The organism is Telluria sp. LT1R51-2 (assembly GCF_059685775.1).
In genome coordinates this window covers 117,347-139,278 of record NZ_JCASIM010000001.1, presented here as the reverse complement: position 1 = coordinate 139,278, position 21,932 = coordinate 117,347, and the positions used below count along the sequence as shown (strand labels likewise).

The following is a 21,932-nucleotide window of genomic DNA, read 5'->3' as shown; positions in this document are numbered from 1 at the left end:
GTTACCGGCTGGCGGCACGCGAAGCGCGCCGGCCCGAATGCACATGGATTACTTAGTGCGCCTTTTCCCAGTTCTCGCCCACGCCCGTTTCGGCCACCAACGGCACCTTCAGCGTTGCCACGCCGGCCATCAGCTCAGGCAGCTTCACACGCACCAGTTCGAGTTCGGCCTGCGGCACCTCGAGCACCAGTTCATCGTGCACCTGCATGATCATGCGCGTGGCCAGCTGTTCGGTTTCGAGCCAGCCCTGCACGGCGATCATCGCCAGCTTGATCAGGTCAGCCGCCGTTCCCTGCATCGGCGCATTGATTGCGGCCCGTTCGGCGCCGGCGCGGCGCGGGCCGTTCGGCGAATTGATCTCGGGCAGCCACAGGCGGCGGCCAAACACTGTTTCGACATAGCCGCGTGCCTTGGCCTGCAGGCGCGTCTCGTCCATGTACTGCTTCACGCCCGAGAAGCGCGCGAAATAGCGTTCAATATAATTCGCTGCCGCGCCCCGCTCGATGTTCAGGTTGGCCGCCAGGCCGAACGCGCTCATGCCGTAGATCAGGCCGAAGTTGATGACCTTGGCATAGCGGCGCTGCTCGCTCTGCACGTCGGCGGGCGGGATGCCGAAGATTTCGGCAGCCGTCGCGCGGTGGATGTCTTCGCCATCGGCAAAGGCCTTGAGCATCGCGGTGTCGCCCGAGATATGCGCCATGATGCGCAGCTCGATCTGCGAATAGTCGGCCGAGACGATCACGCTCCCCGGCGGCGCGATGAAGGCTTCGCGGATGCGGCGCCCTTCGGCGTTGCGCACCGGGATGTTCTGCAAGTTCGGCTCATTGGACGACAGGCGGCCCGTGATCGCCACCGCCTGCGAGTAGTTGGTGTGCACGCGGCCCGTGCTGGCGTTGACCATCTTGGGCAGCTTGTCGGTATAGGTCGACTTGAGCTTGGACATGCCGCGATGCTCCAGCAGGATCTTCGGCAGCGGGTAATCCTCGGCCAGCTTTTGCAGCACTTCTTCGTCGGTCGACGCCGCGCCGGTGGCGGTCTTCTTGATCACCGGCAGGCCGAGTTTGACAAAGAAGATTTCGCCGATCTGCTTCGGTGAACCCAGGTTGAACGGGCCACCGGCCAGCTCGTAGGCCTGCTGCTCGAGTTCGAGCATGCGCTTGCCCAGTTCGTTCGATTGCACGCCCAGCAGGTCGCTGTCGATCAGCACGCCGTTGCGCTCGATCTTGTGCAGCACTTCCATCGTCGGCATCTCGATGTCGCGGTAGATGTAGGTGAGGCCCTTGTCGGCTTCGACGTGCGGCAGCATCGACCCGTGCAGGCGCAGCGTGATGTCGGAATCCTCGGCCGCGTACTCGGTGGCGCGGCCCAGTTCGACCTGGTCGAAGCAGATCTGGTTGACGCCCTTGCCGCACACGTCCACGAACGGAATCGTCGTGTAACCCAGGTGACGCATGGCCATCGTGTCCATGTCGTGCGGCTTGTGCGACTCGAATACGTACGACTGCAGCAGCGTGTCGTGCACGATGCCCTTCAGGGCGATGCCATGGTTGGCGAAGATATGCATGTCGTACTTGAGGTTCTGGCCGAGCTTGGGCTTGGCCGGATTTTCCAGCCAGGCGCGCATCTTTTCCAGCACGTGTTCGCGCTCGAGCTGGTCAGGCGCGCCGGCATAACGGTGCGCCAGCGGGATGTAGGCGCCCTTGCCCGGTTCGACCGACAGCGAAATGCCCACCATCTGCGCCGTCATCGGATCGAGCGAGGTGGTTTCGGTGTCGACCGACGTCAGGGAAGCCGCGTCGACCAGCGCCAGCCAGGTGTCCAGCTGGGCGTCAGTGAGAATCGTCTCGTACTCGCCCTTGATGACCGGCATGCCATCGAGCGTGGCCTGTGCGCCTTCCGGTGAGTTGAGCGGACCGCCACCCGGCGCGCTGCCGGCGGCCGGGCGCACGCTGCCGTCGCTGGCTTTGGCGCCGCCCAGGTCGCGCAGCATCGTCTTGAAGCCGTAGCGGCTGAAAAATTCGCGCAGCGCGTCGGCATCTTCCGGTCGGCCAATGAGCGTTTCTTCGAACGACACCACGTGCTTGACCAAGTCGCAGTCGGTTTTCACGGTGATCAGTTCGCGGCCTTTCGGCAGCCAGTCGAGCGCGGCGCGCAGGTTTTCACCCACGGCGCCACCGATGCTGCCGGCGTTTTCCATCACGCCATCGAGCGAGCCGTGCAGCGTGAGCCACTTGACGGCTGTTTTCGGACCGCACTTGGGCACGCCCGGGACGTTGTCGACGGTGTCGCCGACGAGGGTCAGGTAATCGATGATGCGGTTTGGCGGCACGCCGAACTTGGCCAGCACGCCGGCGTCGTCCAGGCGCTCGTTGCTCATCGTATTGATCAGCATGACCTTGTCGTTGACGAGCTGGGCCAGATCCTTGTCGCCGGTGGACACGACCGTCTTCATGCCGCGCGCGGTCGCCTGCACGGCGAGCGTGCCGATCACGTCGTCGGCCTCGACACCCTCGACCATCAGGATCGGCCAGCCCATGAGCCGCACCACTTCGTGGATCGGCTCGATCTGCTTGCCCAGGTCTTCCGGCATCGACGCACGCGTGGCCTTGTACTCGGGATACAGGTCGTCGCGGAAGGTCTTGCCCTTGGCATCGAACACGCAGGCAATGTAGGCGGCAGGAAAGTCGGCGCGCAGGCGGCGCAGCATGTTGACCATGCCGTGCATCGCGCCGGTCGGGAAGCCGTCCGGGCTCCTCAGGTCGGGCAATGCGTGGAAGGCACGGTAGAGATAGCTGGAACCGTCGACGAGCAGAAGGGTATTGTCCATAGGGGGCGAAAATCAGGTAAGCATGCGGCGTCGAGAGTGGCGCCAGGGTCGCTGCCATTATCGCAGAATCCGCAGGATGAGCAGCGCCCGCTCCAGCGTCTCAATTCCTCGCGGCAATCATGGGATGTGGCACACGTTTCACAGGGAGGCGGTACTGTTTGCTACAATGGACTAAACGACATTAGGTGACCATCATGCTGCGCTCGACACCCCGCTTTGCCCTCCTGACGCTGTGCCTGTTCGCCCACGCGGGCCTGGCCTCGGCGCAGCCGACCACCCCACCGCAAACGCAGACCCAGCCGGCGCCACGCGCCACGACGCCAGCCACGCCAGCCCAGCAACAACGCCCAAGCGACGCACCGCCGCAGCTCGAGCGCATCGAGCCGGGCAGCGATGTGCCTGCCGTGACGATCCCGCCGCGCAAAGGCACGGTCATCACCGAGAAACGCGGCAACGATGGCAAGGTCAACGAAGTCGAAGTGCAAGCTGGCCCAAGCCGCTACACCATGAAGCCCAACGTTGCACCGGGAAATGCCCAACCAGGCGATATCTCGGGCAGCAGCATCCGCGCCCCACAATGGCAAGTGATGGAATTTGATTTTGGCAATCCCAAGAAACAGAACACCGACGAGCAGCCAGCTGCCGCGGCGCCCGCCCGTGCCGGTGCCGCCGGGACCGTCCCGGCCCGCGCCGATGTGCCGCCGCCACCGGCGCTCGAGCCGACCACCAAACAATGATCCCGCCTGCCGCGTTCGCGCGGCAGTGTCCACTTCTCTTTCTTGCTAGCTCATGGCAGTTTTCACCGCGGTCTCACTGGATGACCTTCACCAGTGGATCAAGCAGTTCCCCCTCGGCCAGGCCGTCGGGCTCGAAGGCATTTCCTCCGGCATCGACAACAGCAATTTCTTCTTGAATACCGAGCGCGGTCCGCAGTCCGGTCCGCAGTCCGGTCCGCAGTCCGGTCCGCAGTCTGGTCACTACGTGCTGACGATCTTCGAGAACCTGCGCTTCGATCAGCTCCCCTTCTATGTCAACCTGATGCGCCACCTGGCCGAACGCGGCATTCCCGTGCCGGCGCCGGTGCCCAATCACGACGGCGAACTGGTCGTGAGTCTGCACGGCAAGCCGGCGATCATCGTCAGTCGCCTGAATGGCAGCTCGCAACTTGATCCTCAGCCAGTCCATTGCGCCGAAGTGGGCCGCATGCTGGCGCGGATGCACCTGGCGGCGCACGACTTTGCGCTGCAGCAGCCGAACCTGCGCGGCATCGACTGGTGGACGGCGACCGCACCCGAGGTGGCGCCGCTCCTGAGCAAAGCCGAAGCTACCCTGCTGCGGGACGAAGTCGCGTTCCAGGCCGCATTCGCCGCGAGCGCTACCTATGCCAACCTGACGCGCGGCCCGGTGCACGCCGACCTGTTTCGCAACAACGTGATGTTCGAGGGCGAGCGCCTGAGCGGTTGCTTCGACTTTTATTTTGCAGGCATCGACACCTGGCTGTACGACGTGGCCGTGACCGTCAACGACTGGTGCGTCGATCTGGCCACGGGCACGCTGGACGAGGCGCGCGTGCGCGCCCTGCTCGATGCCTACCACGCGGTGCGGCCATTCACGGCCGACGAGCGCGACGCATGGCAACCGCTGCTGCGCGCTGGCGCGCTACGCTTCTGGCTGTCACGCCTGTATGATCTGCACCTTCCCCGCGCGGCCGAGCTGTTGACGCCGCACGACCCCACCCATTTCGAACGTATTCTGCGCGAGCGCATCGCGCAGCCCGCGCCGGGCTTGCCCACCACTGTCATTACATGAACAAACTACCTGCATCTACCGGCTGGACCTGGCTCAAGAATGGCGCCCTGCTGTTTCGTCAACAACCGGCCGCGCTGACCACGCTGCTGTTCGCCAATATCCTGGTCAGCATCCTGATCAGTGCCGTACCGCTGCTGGGCGCGATGGTGGCCGTGGTGCTGATTCCATCGTTCTCGATGGCATTCATGATGGCGTGCTCGATGATCGAGAACGGCCAGCGCGTCACACCGGCCGTGGCGCTGACGGGCTTTCGCAAGCCGGTGCTGCGCGAACTGTGCAAGGTCGGCATCGTGTATCTGGGCGTATCGCTGATCCTGGCGCTGATCACGCGCTTTGCCGTGCAGCCCGACTTCTGGGAACAGGTGCAGGCCCAGAGCACCAGTGGCACGCCGGCCGTGCTGGCAGGCCAGGACGTGCTGGCGATGTTCCTGATCTTTGCGCTCGACGTGGTGGCGTTGATCTCGCTGTGCTTCGCCGCGCCACTGACGTACTGGCAAAAAATGCCGCCGCTCAAGGCCGTGTTCTACAGCTTCTTTGCCGTCAAGCGCAGCGCCGGTATTTTCATCGTGATGCTGCTGGCGTGGTTCGGCATCTTCTTTACCGTATGCATGGTGATCGCCGTCATCCTGGGCGGTAGCAGCATCGCCCGCGTCGTGATCATGTGGGTGATCTTCTTGTTCATCCTGCTGCTGCAGTGCGCGCTGTATGTGGGCTACCGCGAGATCTTCGGCAAGCCGCCAGCAGAGCCAGGCAGCAAGGTCAGCCTCGACAAGCAGCGGTAATCAGGAACGATCAGCAGCAATCACCCAACGCTGGCGGCTATGCCGCCAGCGTTTGCTATTCCCTTAGCGGCCCACCCGCTCCAGCTTCGCGATCGACAGATCCAGCACCTTCACCCCCGCCGAACCAAAGTTGATCTGGGCCCGCGCCGCGCCAGCGCCGCCCTCGATATTGACGATCACGCCTTCGCCGAACTTGGCGTGGACCACACTCTCGCCCACGCGCCAGCCGGTGCCATTGCCCGCCTTTTGCGTGATCTGCTGCGCGATCTTGTTGTCGCTACCGCCTTCGCGAAACTTGGCGTCGTCCCATGCCGTCGTCGACTTGCGCCCGCCGAACCAGTTGCCCTGGACGCGTGGCGACAGCCACTTGATCGATTCTTCAGGCAGTTCGTCGAAGAAGCGCGATTTCATGTTGAAGCGGGTCTGGCCATGCAGCATGCGCTGCTGCGTAAAGCTCATGTACAGACGGCGGCGCGCGCGCGTGATCGCCACGTACATCAGGCGCCGTTCTTCGTCGACACCGTCGGCTTCGCGCGCACTGCTTTCATGAGGGAACAGGCCTTCTTCGAGGCCCGTGATGAACACGGCATCGAATTCGAGGCCCTTGGCCGAGTGCACCGTCATCAGTTGCAGCGCCTCTTGCCCGGCCTGCGCCTGGGCGTCGCCCGCTTCGAGCGATGCGTGCGACAGGAACGCCGACAGCGGCGACATCACGGTGGGCAGTGGCGCGCCGGCATCGAGGATCTCGATACCATCCTGGAAGACAACCGATTCGCCGGCCTGCGCCTGCGCCGGCGGGCCGAGATGGGCCGGCGCCTGCGTGCCGAACCCTTCTTCCTGCACGAACTGGGTCGCAGCGCTGACCATCTGCTCCAGGTTTTCGATGCGGTCGGCGCCTTCTTTTTCGTTGCCGTAGTGCGCCAGCAGCGTACTGCGCTCGAGCACCACGCGCACCAGTTCAGGCAGCGGCAATTGCTGGGTCTCGAAGCGCGCGCCTTCGATCAGCTTGACGAAGTTGCCCAGCACGGTGCCGGCCTTGCCCGTCATGTACGGCACCGCCGCGTATAGCGAAATGCCGTAGCTGTCAGCGGCCATCTGCAACTGCTCGATCGAGCGCGCGCCGATGCCGCGCGTGGGGAAGTTCACCACGCGCATGAAGGCCGAATCATTGTGCGGATTGTCCATCAGCTGCAGATAGGCAATCGCGTGCTTGACCTCGGCGCGCTGGAAGTAGCGCAGGCCGCCGTACACCGTATAGGGAATGCCGGCCGCGAACAGCGCATGCTCGATCACGCGGCTTTGTGCATTGCTGCGGTACAGGATCGCGATCTCGTTGCGGCCCATGCCCTCGTTCATCAGGCTCTTGGATTCTTCGATGATCCACTGCGCTTCTTCAAGGTCGGACGAGGCTTCGTACACGCGCACCTGTTCGCCCTGGCCGGCATCCGTGCGCAGGTTCTTGCCCAGGCGCTTGGCGTTGTTGGCGATCAGGAAGTTGGCGCTGTCGAGGATGTGACCATGCGAGCGGTAGTTCTGCTCGAGCTTGATCAGGTTCTTGACCTGGTAGTCGCGTTCGAACGCCGACATATTGCCGACGTTGGCGCCGCGGAAGGCATAAATGCTCTGGTCATCGTCGCCGACGGCAAAGATGGCACCGCCGCCCGACTCGCCCTGCCCCGCCAGCAGCTTCAGCAGGTTGTATTGCAGGTCATTGGTATCCTGGAACTCGTCGACCAGGATGTGACGGAAGCGCATCTGGTAGTGGTGACGCAGCGGCGTATTGCGTGCCAGCAGTTCGTAGGAGCGCAGCAGCAGTTCGGCGAAATCGACGACGCCTTCGCGCTGGCATTGCTGGTCGTACAGTTCATACAGTTCGACCATGCGGCGCTCGATCGGGTCGTAGGCTTCGACCTGCGACGCGCGCAAGCCCTGGTCTTTGGCGTTGTTGATGAAGTACATCAGCGCCTTGGCCGGGTACTTGTCATCGTCGACGTTGTGCGCCTTGAGCATGCGCTTGATCAGCGACAGCTGATCCTGCGAATCGAGAATCTGGAACGTCTGCGGCAGCGCGGCGTCGCGGTAATGCGTGCGCAGCAACCGGTTGCACAGGCCGTGGAAGGTGCCGATCCACATGCCCCGCGTGTTGATCGGCAACATCGACGACAGGCGCGTGAGCATTTCTTTCGCGGCCTTGTTCGTGAATGTCACCGCCATGATGCCGGCAGGCGAGACCTGATTGGTCTGGATCAGCCAGGCAATGCGCGTGGTCAGGACGCGCGTCTTGCCCGAGCCGGCGCCGGCCAGGATCAGGGCGCTTTGCGCCGGCAAGGTGACGGCAGCAAATTGTTCAGGATTCAGGGTGTCGAGTTTCAGCATCTGGCCATTATACCGCCGCGATATACTGTATGCCCATCCAGTTTCGTGGCGTACGCGTGACCCATGGGCATGCTACTGACTAACCGTTCGAGCGCGTCGTCTGGAATTGCGGCAGGCCGTCATCGAGTTTGAGCCAGCCCAGGCGGCTGCGTACAAACACGTGATCCGCTGGCGGCACCTGGTTCGGGTCATCCAGGCTGGCGGTCGCGACATCGATCTCCTCGGGCCAACGGTGGTCCTGATAGGTCAGCGTCGTGCCGCACGCCGCGCAGAAACCGCGCACGGCCTGGTTGCTCGACCTGCGTACCTGCAGCTGGCCGGCAGTCCAGCGCAGCGCATTGCTTGCCACACTGAACCACGCAAACGCCGGCGCACCGGACGCCTTGCGGCAATCCGCGCAGTGACACAACGTGCTGTTGAAAGGGTCGCCATCGGTTTCGAACCGGACTGCGCCGCAGGAACATCCACCAATGAACGTCATCACGTCTCCTGTCGTTATCTTCGTACATTTCGTCGTGGAAATCTCATCAACTGTGCTCAATTGTCGGAACTCATGCTTCCCAAGCGCGCGCCGTGTGACGAGTGTTTCGCTTATGTTAACACCAGCTTTGCGACAAGCCCGTGAAAATCTTAATAAGGAGAATGATCATGCTAGGACGCGTAGTGACCATGGCCGCACTGGCCGTTGGCGGCGTGATGCTGTCGAAAAAATTCAAGGGAAACAATGGCTTTGGCGCCAGCTCGGGCATCGTTGAAACCATCGAAATCAATGTGCCCGTGAGCACTGCCTACAACCAGTTCACGCAGTTCGAAGACTTCCCGCAATTCATGAAGAGCGTGAAGGAAATCCGCCAGCTCGACGACAAGCACCTGCATTGGCGCGCCAATGTCGCCGGCGAAGAGAAAGAATGGGATGCCGAGATCACTGAACAGATCCCGGACAATCGTATTACATGGCGCAGCGTCACCGGCGTGAAAAATGGCGGCGTCGTCACCTTCCACAAGATCTCGGACACCGTCACGCGCATTGCGCTGCAGATGGATTACGAGCCGGAAGGTACGCTGGAAACCCTGGGCGACGCCCTGGGCGCCGTGCGCATGGAAGCGCGCGCCAACCTGGCCAACTTCAAGGAGTTGCTGGAGCAGCGCGGCAGCGAAACCGGCGCCTGGCGCGGCAAGGTCGATCAGCACTGATCGACCCGTGCACCCTCGCGGGCACCGGTACGCCGGTCAAGGCCGGCGGCTGTTGACCGGTTTGATCGATGCCGGCAGCGCCACCCGTTCCACCGGCGTCGTCTGCGCCGCAATAAAACCTTCGAGCGCCAGCGACAGATCGGCCACGACCTGCGGGCCATAGGCCGCTTCGATCAATTTGTACTGGCGTTCGATGAGCGGGGCGATATCGTCGATCAGGCGGTCGCCTTTTGGAGCGAGGCGCACCCAGATGCGGCGCTGGTCGGCTGCCACACGCTGGCGCTCGATCAGTCCCAGCTCTTCCATCCGCGACAGCACGCCCGTCATGCTGGGACTCAGGATCTGGCACAGTTCGCACATCTCGCGTGGTTCCAGCTGCTCGTGCTCGTCCAGCACGCGCAGGATGCGCCATTGCTGCTCGGTCACGCCGAAATGGTTGAGGATGGGACGGAAGTGCAGCAACAACGATTCGCGTGCCTTCAGAAAAAGCTGGGGAAGATTGCGGTGGGTAATCCGGCGGGCCAAGGAATGCTCCGTAATAGGTAATTCTGTCTCTGGTTCTGCATCGGCCGCTGCGCACGGATGCGCGGCAATCGTGCCTGGCTGACTAATATACTTGCCAGCCGGATGGATTTCGCTTCACGAAGCCGATTCCAAGCGAATTTTTTGTGAACAGATATTACCGCAGCCATTCCGACGCACAAAAGGTCAGCTCGATGGCCTGATGCTGTAGCGTGGGCGGGTCTCCCGCCCACGCTACCTGGCACCATCATCAGCCTGCAGCCGGCGCCGGCCGCGCCAATCCCTTTGCGCGTGCTTCGCGGATCAACGCGCGCACCGTCTTGTCGGCAACCTTGCTTTCGCGCTCCATCTCCTTGCCCAGCATGCCCATTTGCTCGCCAAGTACGTGCATCGGCTTGCCGGCCTCTTCCATCTGGCGACCGATCGCCTCCATCGATGCGTGCGACTTGCGCATCTGCGGTGAGTCGTAGGCCTGACCGATCTGCCGGCCCGCCGCGTTCATGCGCGCACCGGTCGCCGCCATTTCGCGGCTGAGGCGCTCGCGCTCGGTCTGATCACGCGCTGTTTCCATCTGGCTGCTCAAGCGTTCCATATGCTGGCTCAGCGCCTGCATGCCGCCATCGATCTCGCGCATGTCGCGCTCGCTCGGCACATTGTCCTTGCTGACGGCAACGCGGTCCATCTCACGGCCCAGCGCGTCCATTTTCTTGCTGTGGACATCCATTTGCTTGCTGTGCACGTCCATGCGGGCACTCAGCCGATCCAGCGGCGCCCAGGCCGTATGCACTTTGGCCATGACTGCCGCATTCTGGATCACGTAATCGCGCCCGTCTTCACGGAACCAGATGAACTCGCCGGGAATGGCGCGCTGGGCCGCCTTGACTGCCGGCCAGTCGTCGCTGCTGCCGCTGATATTGAAGCTGCCTTCCTTGCCGCGCACGATGGCGTACGGTTCACCCTGGTTCAGGCGGACGGCGCGCATGCTGTCTGTCGCGACGGCCTGCGCCGGCGTGATCAGCGCCAGCGATGCGGCGCACAGCGTCAGGCCGATGAAAGGGAGCGCCAGTCGGCGCGTGAGCAGTATGGAATGCGGCATGAGGTTCTCCTTGGGCCAGGAACGATGACAACGGACCGGACGCGCCGGCGATGAGAACACTCTAGCCGCCGCCTCCGTCACGAGCCAGCGCGCTGCGACAGGCCGTCGAAATCGCGGCGCAGACCGTCAATCAAGGCCCGTAACGACAACGCGGCCCGAAGGCCGCGTGCATCACATGCAGATGGTGCAGGCTGTAAGGCCTGCAGCGATCAATAGACGACCACCGAGCGGATCGATTCGCCCGACTTCATCAGGTCGAAACCCTCGTTGATCCGGTCGAGCGGCAGGTGATGGGTGATCAGATCGTCGATATTGATCTTGTTTTCCATGTACCAGTCGACGATCTTCGGCACGTCGGTGCGACCGCGCGCGCCGCCGAAGGCCGAGCCCTTCCATTCGCGGCCGGTCACCAGCTGGAACGGACGGGTGGCAATTTCCTGACCGGCAGCGGCAACGCCGATGATGATCGACTTGCCCCAGCCCTTGTGGCAGCACTCGAGCGCCTGGCGCATCGTGTTCACGTTGCCGATGCACTCGAAGCTGTAGTCAGCGCCGCCATCAGTCAATTGAACAATGGCGTCGACCACGTTCTCGACCTGGGTCGGATTGATGAAATGGGTCATACCGAACTTGCGCGCCATCGCTTCACGTTCCGGGTTCAGGTCGACACCGATGATCTTGTCGGCGCCCACCATCCGGGCTGCCTGAATCACGTTCAGACCGATGCCGCCCAGGCCGAACACGACCACATTCGCGCCCGCCTCGACCTTGGCAGTGAAAATCACCGCGCCAATGCCGGTGGTCACGCCGCAACCGATATAGCAGATCTTGTCGAACGGCGCGTCGTTGCGCACCTTCGCCAGCGCGATCTCGGGCACCACGATGTAGTTCGAGAAGGTCGACGTGCCCATGTAGTGATAGATCGGCTGGCCGTCGATCGAGAAGCGTGACGTTGCATCCGGCATCAGGCCACGGCCCTGCGTCGTGCGGATCGCCTGGCACAGGTTGGTCTTTTGCGACAGGCAGAATTTGCACTGCCGGCATTCCGGCGTGTACAGCGGAATCACGTGATCGTCTTTACGCAGGCTGGTCACCCCCGGGCCGACATCGACCACCACGCCGGCGCCTTCATGGCCCAGGATTGACGGGAAGATGCCTTCCGGGTCGGCGCCCGACAGTGTGTAGTAGTCAGTGTGGCAAATGCCGGTGGCCTTGATTTCGACCAGCACTTCACCGGCCTTCGGGCCTTCGAGGTCCACTTCTTCGATCGTCAGCGGCTGACCCGCCTTCCACGCAATTGCTGCCTTGGTTTTCATGTCGTTTTCCCGTCGCTTGAGGTGATCCGCGCACGCACGTGCGCTGCAAAGACCCCATGATAACGCGCCTGGCGCATCATGGCCGCGCAGGCCGGCGGATGCAGCCCTGTCGCCGTTGATCCTGCAACGAGGCCGTGCCGCAGAGGCAACAACGCCGTCCCGGCTGTTTCCAGCGGGGACGGCGCGGTTGGATGACGCCGAAGGGTAATGGCTCAGCGGCTGGTACGCGTGCCCACCACTTCGATCACGACGCGGCGATTCTTCGCCCGTCCTTCGGCTGTGCCATTGTCCGCGACCGGCTGCGTTTCGCCCTTGCCCTCGGTGTACAGGCGCGCCTGGTCCAGACCTTTCGAGACCAGGTACGCCTTGACGGCATCGGCGCGGCGCAGCGACAGTGTCTGGTTGTACGCGTCCGAGCCAACCGAGTCGGTATGGCCCACGGCAATCATGACTTCGGTATCCATGCCCTGCAGCTTGCTCATCAACTCGTCCAGCCCTGTCTTGCCTTCAGGCTTGACCACGGCCCGGTCGAAGTCGAACAGCGCTTCGGCCGCAAACGACACCTTCTCCGACACGGGCTGCGGCGCCGGCTGCACGACTGGGGCCACTGGTTGCACTTCCGGCTGCATGACCACCGGCTCCGGCGCCGGGATCGGGCGGGCTGCAGGCCGGCCGAACGCACGGATCAGGCTGATCGACGCCAGGTCCATCTCGCCGCGGTTGCCCAGCGGGTCACGCAGACGATAGCGTTCGATCTCGCCGCGCACGGCCCAGGCATCGTTGATCTGGTATTGCAGGCCGAGGCCGACCTTGGCCTGGAACTTTTCTTCTTTCTCGGGATTCGGGGCAGTCACGCCATTGAGCCGGTTGCCCGAAAAATGCGCCGTCGAGCGACCGTACTGGCCGCCGACGCGTGCCAGTGCCGACAGGCGCGCAGTCAATGGCAGATGGCCGATCAGGTCGAGGTTGACGCCACGAAAGCTCGTTTCGCCGCGCAGGGTGCCGTTGCCGGACGTGGTTGCCTGGAAGCCGAAGGTGCCAATGTCAAAGTACCCGGCCTCGACCGCGAAGTAGCGGTTGAACTTCTTGCCGACGAACACCTTGTAGCCGAGATCGCGCTGGTCCGTTGTGAACGACTCGAGGCTGGCGCCGTTGGCGGTCAGGCTGCGCCCGATGCGCTCGTCGTCGATCTTGGCGCGGCCCTGACCCAGGCCGGCGCCGGCATACCAGGCGCTGTCGGCCCAGTCGGGATCGATGGTATCGCTGTTGACGGTGCTCCGGTCCTGGCCCGCCGCGCTGGCGGCGTTGATGCCGGCGCCGGCAAGGATGGCGCAGGCGAGCAGTGTGAGTGTGGTTTTCATGGTGGGTTCCGGACCGGTTATTTGGTGATGCGGTTATTGAGCAGCGTGACGGCGACGCCCGAGAGGACGCGGCCATTGAGCAGCGTGGCGTTGTCGCCCACGGTGATCGCGGCAGCCTGCCCCAGAACCGTTCCCTTGAAGGTGCTGTTCGCGGCCACGGTGGTTGCGCCCACAGGCACCCACGTGACGTCGTCGGCCGTGGCGCCGTTGATGAGTTCCACTTCCGAGTTCGCCGCCGTATCGAGCGTCTGCGCGGTGCGGAAGATATACACACCAGCACCATTCAGCGTCAGTTTCCCCGTGATGTTGATCTTGCCAGCATAGCAATACACACCAGGCGTGAGCACCAGGCCGCCGAAGTCGATGTCGCCTGCGAAAGTAATCGTGCACAGTCGGCTGTTGGCGTCGACGATGGCCAGTTGCAGGTCGTTCAGTGCGGTCTGCAGAATTGCACCCGACTGGTAGTTGGTGAAACCGGGCGCCACGACCGGCGCGGTGGTTTGCGACGGCGAACCGACGTCGCCAGTGATGAGCGTGGTGCCGCCCGAATTATTGGTCAGCGCAGTACCGGCCAGCACGCCGAACGTCGCTGCAGAGCGCAGGTTGACGGAAGCAACCGGCGTGGCGGGCACAACAGGCAACACGGTCAGATTGGCCGTGCCCGATGCGCCATCCAGTGCTGCGGTCAGGACCACATTGCCGGCGGACACGCCAGTGGCGATGCCGGTAGGCAGCACAGTAGCGATCGCCGTCGAAGACGATGTCCAGCTGACGGCCGTGGTAACGATGGCGCTCGTGTTGTTCGAGTAGAAGGCCGTGGCAGCGAATGGCATGCTGCCGTTGACGAGGACGGTGCCGATCTCCGGTGTGACAACGAGTCGGGAGATGGTCACGCCAGGCAGCACGGCGCCGTTCAGCGTGGTGGCGCTCGCCGTGGCCGTCCTGCCGCCGAAGCTGGCGGTAATGACCGACGTACCCGGCGCGACGCCGGTGATCACGCCGCTGGCGGCGACGGCGACCTGCGCCGTGCTGGCCGACACATACGTGCTCGCGCCCGTGACATCGACGACCGAGCCATCCGAATAGCCTGCCAATGCGGTCAGCTGGGCAGTGGCACCAACGGCGAGGCTGTTCACGGCAGGCGTGAGCCCCAGCGACACCAGTGTCGCCGGCAAGACCGTCAGCGTGGCGTTGCCCGTGAGGCCGCCGGACGATGCGCTGATGACCGAAGTCCCCTGCGCCTTGCCCAGTGCCAGACCGGTGCTGGCCACGACCGACGCCACATTCGTGGAGGCCGAGCTGAAGGTCGATACCGCACTGATGTCGCGCGTCGTGTTGTCACTGAACGTGCCAAGCGCGACGAACTGCTGGGTATTGCCGATATTGATCGACGGGTTCACCGGGGCGACGGCAAGCGATACCAGCCGCGCGGGCAGGACCGTCAGGGTTGCCGAGCCGCTCTTGCCTTCAAAGGCAGCGGTGATCACCGAGGTGCCGGCAGCAACGCCGACTGCGATACCGCGTGCGGCATCGACCGTGCCGGCGGCCGGCGTGGCCGAGGTCCACGCCGAAAGCAGCGTGATATCACGCGCCGAACCGTCGGAATAGGCGGCCGTGGCCGTGAATTGTTGGGTTGCACCGATTGCCACCGACGCGGTCGTTGGCGACACCGCCACGCTGACCAGACTTGTCGCCGGCAATCCCAGGACCGGATCGCGACCCTGGTCACCGCCGCCACAACCTGCAGCAAGCACGGCGCTTACCAGGCCGAGGCCGCACAAGAGGCGTTTCATGGAGCGTCTCACGGTTTGTATCATATGTATTCCTGTTGGAGAAAGTTCCCGGAGCTGCTCTGCATGGGCTCATGCACGAGGACGGAAACTGCGGCAGCGCCTGCAGTGCAAATACGCGAACCGGAACCGACTATCTGTTGTAAAGATGGTGAGAACCGTGCGGTAGCGCGCTTATGCACAGTAATAGTTTCCCAAAAGATATATCCACTTTGAATCGCTATTTTGTGTTAGTTCACTGGGAAAAGGTCTCAGGACAGAGGGCGACGAGCCCTGCAATGGGCGAACAAAGGTTCGCAGGCGACCTTATCTTTGGGGAGGGAACAACCAGAGCCTGCCGATTTTTTGATCGACAAGCGGTTACACTCACAGAAGCATCCGTTGCGTGGACGAGGTGACTGGCGGGTGTTACAGACGATCCGGGGCTGGCGCATCCACCAGCAGGTCGGGCTGCAGTGCGCGAATGCGCAACTCGGTGAAATAACCGCCAGCCTCGTTATAGCGCAGGTAGTGACGGCTACACCTGGTGCAGCGTGCCACGCTGCAGCGGTTGGCCGGATAAAACCGCGGCGCGATGGGCGCATCCGCGCTCTCGTAACGGGTGCCCGCCGGGTGGTATTCGGCGAAGGTCGGCTCGTCGTACGGATCGGCGAACAGCGAGCCGACTTCTTCGAAGCAGTCCAGCTCCAGGGTCAGTGGCTGCGCAGTCCAGGCTTGCAATGGCAGGGCCGCGCAGCTGCACGGCTTTGTTATCGCTGAAGACGCCAACGCCAGCTGGCGCAGTGTGGTGAAATCGATGTAGTGCATGTCAATCCAATTCTGGCGAAGCGCCGTATTCCCACATCACTCTGATCGGACACGTTACCAGATGCGGGTCCGTACCCGGTGCATGGCATTCTTGCACAGGATGCGATACCATCGTTCCCTGCGCCATCCGCAGGGTCACCTGGAGAACACCATGTCCGATCCTTTGCCGGTGCACACTGCACCATGCCCGCTTGAGCTTCCCGATGCATTTCCACGCGCCTTGCGCGTCGACGCCCAGGCGCTTTGCGCCACGGACGTCTGGCATCCACATCCCGCTCACCTGCACTTCATCGTGGCATTGGCCGGTGAGAAGCTGGCCCTCCCGACACGCTTGTATTTTGACGCCTCCCTGCTCGCAGCGACTGGCGATCTCAATGCACGCCAACACGCCATGCTGTGGTGCCTGGGCACGCGCCACCATGACGGCCATGTCCGTGAAGAATGCCTGCGCCACCTGCTGGCCAACCCGCAAGACTGGATGGCGCCGTTTGTCGTGCAATTGATCGGCGAATATGTCCACGAGATCATCGAGCTGATCGATGCGGCACTGACCACGCTCGATCCGCGCATGCAGACTGCATTTGCATGCTTTGTCAGGGACAATCCGCGCTACATCGATACGATCGAACGGCGCACGATCAGCTACCGCCCCGCTGACTACGACCGACGCTCCGGTCGCGCGCGCGATTATCCGGGCGCGCGCGCCGTGGCGCGGCTGCGTCAGCTGGTGCGCGCGGAGCGCGATGCGGCGTGATGCCTGCATCATGCTGTGTGGATAAACGCTGCGTGCGTCATCCCGGGACCGTGCTGCTACGCTATGATTTGCACCCCAGAATGGTTTTTTTGGAAAGCAAAACGGAATGATTGTCGGCATCGATCTTGGCACCACCAACAGTCTGATCGCGGTATGGGACAACGGCGCGGCGCGTCTGATCCCGAACAGTCTCGGGCAGATGCTGACCCCTTCCTGCGTGAGCGTCGATGACGACGGTGCGATCCTGATTGGCCAGGCTGCGCGCGAACGTCTGCAAACCCATCCGCAGGCAAGTGCTGCCAATTTCAAGCGCCTGATGGGCAGCGACAAGACCCTCTATCTTGGCAAGCGCGCGTTTCGTCCCGAAGAACTCTCCGCGCTGGTATTGCGCTCGCTGAAGGAAGACGCCGAAGCCGCCCTTGGCCATCCAATCACCGAAGCGGTGATCACGGTGCCCGCGTATTTTTCGGACGCGCAGCGCAAGGCCACCCGCACCGCCGGCGAACTGGCCGGTCTGAAGGTCGAGCGCCTGCTCAATGAACCGACCGCCGCCGCCCTCGCCTACGGGATCCACCTGCGCGACGGCGAATCGAAATTCCTCGTGTTCGACCTGGGCGGCGGCACCTTCGACGTGTCGGTCCTCGACCTGTTCGACAGCGTGATGGAAGTGCGCGCGTCGGCTGGCGACAACTACCTGGGCGGCGAGGATTTCGTCACCGCGCTGGTCGGGCATTTCTTCGCTGCGGCCGGCGTGCCGGCCACGCTGCGTGCGGACGCGCATTTCATGCAGCGCCTGGCTGCGCAGGCCGAACTGGCCAAGCGCGCCCTGAGCGAGGGGCCACGCGCCACCATCCGCGTGGCCAACGGCGACGCGCAGTACGCACTGGAGCTCGACGAGGCGGGCTTTGAAAAGCTGTGCGCACTGCTGCTGGCACGCCTGCGCGCGCCGGTCGAACGGGCGCTGCGCGACGCGCGCCTGCCGATCGCCGAACTGGACAATATCGTGCTGGCCGGCGGCGCCACCCGCATGCCGCTGGTGCGCAAGATGGCCGCGCGCATGTTCGGCCGCTTCCCGGCCTGCGACATCGATCCCGACCAGGTGGTCGCGCTGGGCGCGGCCGTACAGGCCGGGCTCAAGATGAAGGATGCGGCGCTGGACGAAGTGGTGATGACCGACGTTGCCCCGTATTCGCTGGGCGTGGCCACTACAATGCAGGTCGATGCCGACCATTTCTCGCACGGCCATTTCGATCCGGTCATCGAACGCAATACGGTCATCCCGGCCAGCCGCGTCAAGCGTTACTTCCCGCTCCAGGACACGCAGCGCGTCATCGAGCTGGTGGTCTACCAGGGCGAAGCGCGCATGGCGAGCGACAATATCAAGCTCGGCGCGCTGACCATTCCGCTCGCCGCCGGCAGCGACGAGGGTGTCGACGTGCGCTTTACCTACGACGTGAACGGCCTGCTGCAGGTGGAGGCGACACTGGTGCGTACGCGCGACGTGCACACCCTTGTCATCGAAGGCAATCCGGGGCTGCTCAGCGCGCCGGAAATCGCGCAACGCTTGCAGGCGCTGTCCGAACTCAAGATCCACCCGCGCGATCACATGGAAAACCGCACGCTGCTCGCGCGCGGCGAACGCCTGTATCAGCAACTGCGGGGCGACGAGCGCGAACGCCTGGGGCGCGAAATCGCGCGCTTCGAGCAGGCGCTGGGCACGCAGGAGCGGCGCATGATCGTACCGGCCGTCGACGTGTTTCGCCAGGTGCTCGATTATTTCGACCACCAGAGCTTCCTGCTGCCCGAGGCATAGCCGCCGATGGCCGCCACGTTTGCATTTCTCGACGCGCTCGGACTGGATCAGGAAGCGCGCGAGCGCGACATCCGCAGCGCCTACGCCCGGCGCCTGAAAACCATCGACCAGGAACACGACGCACAGGGCTTTCAGGACCTGCGCGCGGTGTACGAAGAGGCGCTGGCCTGGGCCGCGTGGAAAAAACGTGAAGCCGGGGCCCCGCCGGAGGCAGCCACGGCCATGACGCCGCCACCGGCTGCCGATACTGTGCCAGAGACGCCTGCCGCGCCCGAGCCAGTCGATGCGGTCGATCCACGCGCACTGGGCGAAGCCGCCTTCGGACGCCTGGCGACGGAGATGCAAGACTTGCTCGCGCAGCCGGCGCAGAACAATCCCGACCCGTACGAGGCGCTGCTGCGGCGCAGGCTGGACGACGATGACCTGATCAACATCGACGCACGGATCGTGTTCGAGGCGATCATCGCCACCGTGCTGGCGCATGGCTGGCGGCCCGGCCACGAGAACCTGTTCGAGGCGGCGCTGACGGTATTCGGCTGGGATGCGGACCCGCAGCGACTGCTGGTATTCGGCCATGCCGGCCTGGTGCTCGACCGGGCGCTGGCCGAGCGCCGCCTGTTCGCCACGCAGCCACCGGCCCGGCAGGCCGCCATGCGCCGCGCCGCACGCGCACTGCGCGACACCGGCGCGCCCACCGTACAGCGCCTGCGCAACGACATGCGCATTGTCGAAACGATGGTGGCGCGGTTCCCTCACATGATGCGCATCCTGGTCAGCTTCGATGACGTCGAGCAGTGGCGCAGCGCTTACCAGGCGCACTTTGGCGCACAACCAGGGGCCGCATTCGACATCGACGACGGGATTGCCGTGCCGGTGCAACCCCGATCGCTGGCCACCCGGCTGTGGGTCATCGCGCGCAATGTGGCGCTGACCGTCGTGACGGCGCTGCTGCTGTATGCAGTGTTCAAGGCAACCGACCCCACACCGGCGACGCCGGCGATCAGCCAGCAGGTACTGGACGCGCACGTCCCGCCACTGCGCTACCAGCCGTCGCCCGGCACGAAGCCCGGCGTGCTCGATACGCGGGTGCGGGTCTTCCTGGATGCGGACAGGCGGGTCAGTCAGACACGCAATGTCTCGACCTCGGGTGAGCCGGGCTTCGACGAAGCAGTGGCCGAGGCGCTGCGCAACGCCACGCCGTTCCCGCCAAAAACACCGGCCGAGTTCGAGGTCAGCTATACGGCGACCATCACGGCGCAGCAAGCGGCGAACGCGAATGCGCCGGCACCGCAGCAAGCCAGCGCCGGAACAACCCCGGGTGCCAAACTGCTGGGCCAGCACATTCCCCCCGTCGACTACCAGCCGACCCGCTTCGCACAACCGGGCAAACTGGCGCTGCACTATCGCGTCTACCTCGACGCTGACGGGATGATCGTGCGGTTCAAGCAGATCAAGGGATCGGGCGAGCCGCGGCTGGACCACGCATTCGAACATGCCCTGCGCACAGCCAAGCCGTTCCCGGCCAGCACGGCGCGCAGTTTTGACGTGGAATGGTCCACCACGATCACGCAAACGCGGCGCACCGAGGCCGATCGCACGCAGTAGCCTCCACGCGAAGCGTAAGCGGCCGCCTGTGCGCGCCGCCAATCTAGGCTATGCTTGCCGGTTCGATTGTTCAGGCAGACCGCACGATGCATATTTACTCTCCCCATTCCGTGGGCGTCATGACGCGCCCGCGTAGCACTCCAGCAACTGCAGGCCGCTTCCCGGCACGAACGGAGCGTAGCTGATGTTTCATCTGATGTTCAGCCTTCCCTGCCTGCTGGTCCTGGTGCGCTGGCTCTGGCCGCTGCCGTTGTCCACGAAATCCAAAGTAGCCAGCGCCGTCGTGCTGGTGCTGGTCTCGCAGTACCACCTGTGGTCGCGCCTGTCGTCAGGCAGCGTGTTTTCGCCCGAGTTCCCGAAAGGGCTGGTGATCCTGTTCAACTGGGGCTTCGGCGCGATCCTGCTGCTGGCCGTGTTCCAGTTGCTGGTCGACGCCGGCGCGCTGATTGCGATGGCGATCCGGCGCCGGCGCGTGGCGATTGCGCCGCGCGTGCGCTACGGGATTGCCGTTGCCGCCGCGCTGCTGGCCGCTTTGGGCGTGAACCAGGCGATCAAGTCGCCGTCGCTCGAAGACGTGCTGATCGAAGTAAAAAACCTGCCGCACGAATTCGACGGCTACCAGGTCGTGCACCTGACCGACCTGCACATCAGCCGCCTGTTCGACGCGCCGTGGACGCGCAAGGTCGTCGCCGACGCCAATGCGCTGGACGCCGACCTGATCGTCATTACCGGCGACCTCATCGACGGCAACATCGCGCACCGCGAACGCGACGTGGCGCCGCTGCGCGACCTGCGCGCACCCGATGGCGTCTGGGTCATTCCCGGCAACCACGAGTACTTTTTCGGCCACAAGGCGTGGATGGCGTATTTCGCGGGCCTGAACATGAGGCCGCTGGACAACAGCCATACCGTCCTCAAGCGCGGCGCCGGTCAGCTGGTGCTGGCCGGTGTCAACGACGTGACCGCACCGCAGACCGGCGCGGCGCCGCCCGACGTCGACGCGGCCTTGCGCGGCGCGCCGGCCGGCGCACCGGTGATCCTGCTCGACCACCAGCCGCGCAATGCCCGCCACGCCGCCAGCCGCGGCGTGGCGCTGCAACTATCCGGCCACACCCACGGCGGGATGATCGTCGGGCTCGATCGGGTAGTGGCGCGCGCCAACAACGGCTTCGTGTCGGGCCGCTACGATGTCGATGGAATGACGCTGTACCTGAACAACGGCACCGCATTGTGGCCGGGGTTCGCGCTGCGCCTGGGCGTGCCGTCCGAACTGACGCGGATCACGCTGCGGCGTCAGACTGCCCGTTCATGATCCTGCAATGACCAGCCGCATGCGCTGCTCGACCTGATCCGACCCGGGCCGCATCGGCTCTTGCCATCCCGTGGCGACGAACCCGGCGCGCGTGTACAGGCGCACTGCCCCATCGTTGGCGCAATTGACACCAAGCTGCATCGCAGTGGCACCGCGCGCCTGCGCCCAGTGCACCGCTTCGGCCAGCAAGCCCGCGGCCACACCCTGCCCGCGTGCCTCGGGCGCCACCCACATCTGAAACAGGTTCACGAGGGCCGGGTCGTCCGCGTCAACCTTCGCCCAGGCTAGCCCGGCGGGTTGGCCAGCGACGTGGGCCACGAGTGGATGGTCGATGCCGGACGTGGCCGCACGGGTCAGGCGCGCCGCCCATTCTTCGGGCGGCCGCGGGGATTCGTCGGCCAGGGTGCTGCCAAAAGCGTCGGGGGCGTCTTCCAGCGCGCGCAGACGGAGCGCGCGGTAGGCCGGCCATTCGTTGGGTGAACAATGGCGAATCGTGAAAGCAGCCAGTTGGTGCGCCATGCACGTGCTCCTGTTGGTCGTTGGAGAACGATTCTAGCAAGCAATCTCT

The 21,932-nt window shown here is 64.1% G+C and carries 18 protein-coding genes; 8 read left to right on the top strand and 10 right to left on the bottom strand.

Annotated elements, in window-relative coordinates; translation table 11 throughout:
* Positions 1-52 precede the first annotated feature (52 nt).
* Positions 53-2,827 carry a DNA polymerase I gene (polA, locus tag AC56LH_RS00645; RefSeq protein WP_499643143.1) on the bottom strand — a complete coding sequence of 925 codons (2,775 nt, stop codon included), beginning with the start codon at positions 2,825-2,827 and terminating at the stop codon, positions 53-55.
* A 194-nt stretch (positions 2,828-3,021) separates the two neighbouring features.
* Between polA and AC56LH_RS00640 the strand changes: the two genes are divergently transcribed.
* The 3 genes from AC56LH_RS00640 to AC56LH_RS00630 are packed head-to-tail and all read left to right on the top strand — an operon-like array spanning position 3,022 to position 5,418.
* Entirely contained in the window at positions 3,022-3,564 is a 543-nt protein-coding gene (locus AC56LH_RS00640; RefSeq protein ID WP_499643141.1) for a hypothetical protein, read from the top strand.
* Between the two features lie 52 nt (positions 3,565-3,616).
* Positions 3,617-4,636, top strand: a complete 1,020-nt coding sequence (locus tag AC56LH_RS00635) for a homoserine kinase (protein WP_499643139.1) — start codon at positions 3,617-3,619, stop codon at positions 4,634-4,636.
* A complete protein-coding gene (locus AC56LH_RS00630; RefSeq protein WP_499643137.1) occupies positions 4,633-5,418 on the top strand; it encodes a BPSS1780 family membrane protein in 786 nt (261 codons plus the stop codon). Before AC56LH_RS00635 ends, AC56LH_RS00630 begins: the two co-directional genes overlap by 4 nt.
* 63 nt (positions 5,419-5,481) lie before the next feature.
* Here the strand turns inward: AC56LH_RS00630 and AC56LH_RS00625 are convergent, their stop codons facing one another.
* Positions 5,482-7,794 (bottom strand): UvrD-helicase domain-containing protein, encoded by a 2,313-nt coding sequence (locus AC56LH_RS00625; RefSeq protein WP_499643135.1) that lies wholly within the window; start codon positions 7,792-7,794, stop codon positions 5,482-5,484.
* Positions 7,795-7,873: 79 nt separating this feature from the next.
* On the bottom strand, positions 7,874-8,275 hold the full coding sequence (locus tag AC56LH_RS00620; RefSeq protein ID WP_499643133.1) for a GFA family protein: 402 nt from the start codon (positions 8,273-8,275) through the stop codon (positions 7,874-7,876).
* Positions 8,276-8,442: 167 nt separating this feature from the next.
* On the opposite strand from AC56LH_RS00620, the gene AC56LH_RS00615 reads away from it, so the two are divergent.
* Positions 8,443-8,988 carry an SRPBCC family protein gene (locus AC56LH_RS00615; protein ID WP_499643132.1) on the top strand — a complete coding sequence of 182 codons (546 nt, stop codon included), beginning with the start codon at positions 8,443-8,445 and terminating at the stop codon, positions 8,986-8,988.
* Positions 8,989-9,024: 36 nt separating this feature from the next.
* On the opposite strand, the gene hpaR is transcribed toward AC56LH_RS00615, so the two are convergent.
* The 6 genes from hpaR to AC56LH_RS00585 all read right to left on the bottom strand — a co-directional run bounded on the left by hpaR (position 9,025) and on the right by AC56LH_RS00585 (position 15,880).
* Positions 9,025-9,513 (bottom strand): homoprotocatechuate degradation operon regulator HpaR, encoded by a 489-nt coding sequence (gene hpaR, locus AC56LH_RS00610; protein WP_499575626.1) that lies wholly within the window; start codon positions 9,511-9,513, stop codon positions 9,025-9,027.
* A gap of 247 nt (positions 9,514-9,760) precedes the next feature.
* The gene (locus AC56LH_RS00605) at positions 9,761-10,606 is read right to left on the bottom strand and encodes a hypothetical protein (RefSeq protein ID WP_499643131.1); all 846 of its coding nucleotides are present in this window, start codon (positions 10,604-10,606) and stop codon (positions 9,761-9,763) included.
* Positions 10,607-10,815: 209 nt separating this feature from the next.
* Positions 10,816-11,922 carry an S-(hydroxymethyl)glutathione dehydrogenase/class III alcohol dehydrogenase gene (locus AC56LH_RS00600; RefSeq protein WP_499643130.1) on the bottom strand — a complete coding sequence of 369 codons (1,107 nt, stop codon included), beginning with the start codon at positions 11,920-11,922 and terminating at the stop codon, positions 10,816-10,818.
* A gap of 212 nt (positions 11,923-12,134) precedes the next feature.
* Positions 12,135-13,283: an OmpA family protein gene (locus AC56LH_RS00595; protein ID WP_499643129.1), complete on the bottom strand. Its 1,149-nt coding sequence runs from the start codon at positions 13,281-13,283 to the stop codon at positions 12,135-12,137.
* A gap of 17 nt (positions 13,284-13,300) precedes the next feature.
* On the bottom strand, positions 13,301-15,076 hold the full coding sequence (locus AC56LH_RS00590) for an ice-binding family protein (protein ID WP_499643128.1): 1,776 nt from the start codon (positions 15,074-15,076) through the stop codon (positions 13,301-13,303).
* 405 nt (positions 15,077-15,481) lie between these two features.
* A complete protein-coding gene (locus AC56LH_RS00585) occupies positions 15,482-15,880 on the bottom strand; it encodes a hypothetical protein (protein ID WP_499643126.1) in 399 nt (132 codons plus the stop codon).
* 151 nt (positions 15,881-16,031) lie between these two features.
* Between AC56LH_RS00585 and AC56LH_RS00580 the strand changes: the two genes are divergently transcribed.
* From AC56LH_RS00580 to AC56LH_RS00565, 4 genes are all read left to right on the top strand, one after another.
* Positions 16,032-16,634 carry a hypothetical protein gene (locus AC56LH_RS00580; RefSeq protein WP_499643124.1) on the top strand — a complete coding sequence of 201 codons (603 nt, stop codon included), beginning with the start codon at positions 16,032-16,034 and terminating at the stop codon, positions 16,632-16,634.
* 106 nt (positions 16,635-16,740) lie between these two features.
* Positions 16,741-18,447 carry an Hsp70 family protein gene (locus tag AC56LH_RS00575; protein WP_499643122.1) on the top strand — a complete coding sequence of 569 codons (1,707 nt, stop codon included), beginning with the start codon at positions 16,741-16,743 and terminating at the stop codon, positions 18,445-18,447.
* Positions 18,448-18,453: 6 nt separating this feature from the next.
* Positions 18,454-20,052, top strand: coding sequence for a TonB C-terminal domain-containing protein (locus AC56LH_RS00570; protein ID WP_499643120.1), 1,599 nt, complete (start codon positions 18,454-18,456; stop codon positions 20,050-20,052).
* A 184-nt stretch (positions 20,053-20,236) separates the two neighbouring features.
* Entirely contained in the window at positions 20,237-21,364 is a 1,128-nt protein-coding gene (locus AC56LH_RS00565) for a metallophosphoesterase (protein WP_499643118.1), read from the top strand.
* Here the strand turns inward: AC56LH_RS00565 and AC56LH_RS00560 are convergent.
* Positions 21,359-21,883, bottom strand: coding sequence for a GNAT family N-acetyltransferase (locus tag AC56LH_RS00560; RefSeq protein ID WP_499643116.1), 525 nt, complete (start codon positions 21,881-21,883; stop codon positions 21,359-21,361). The two genes, AC56LH_RS00565 and AC56LH_RS00560, sit on opposite strands and share 6 nt — an antisense overlap.
* Positions 21,884-21,932 lie beyond the last annotated feature (49 nt).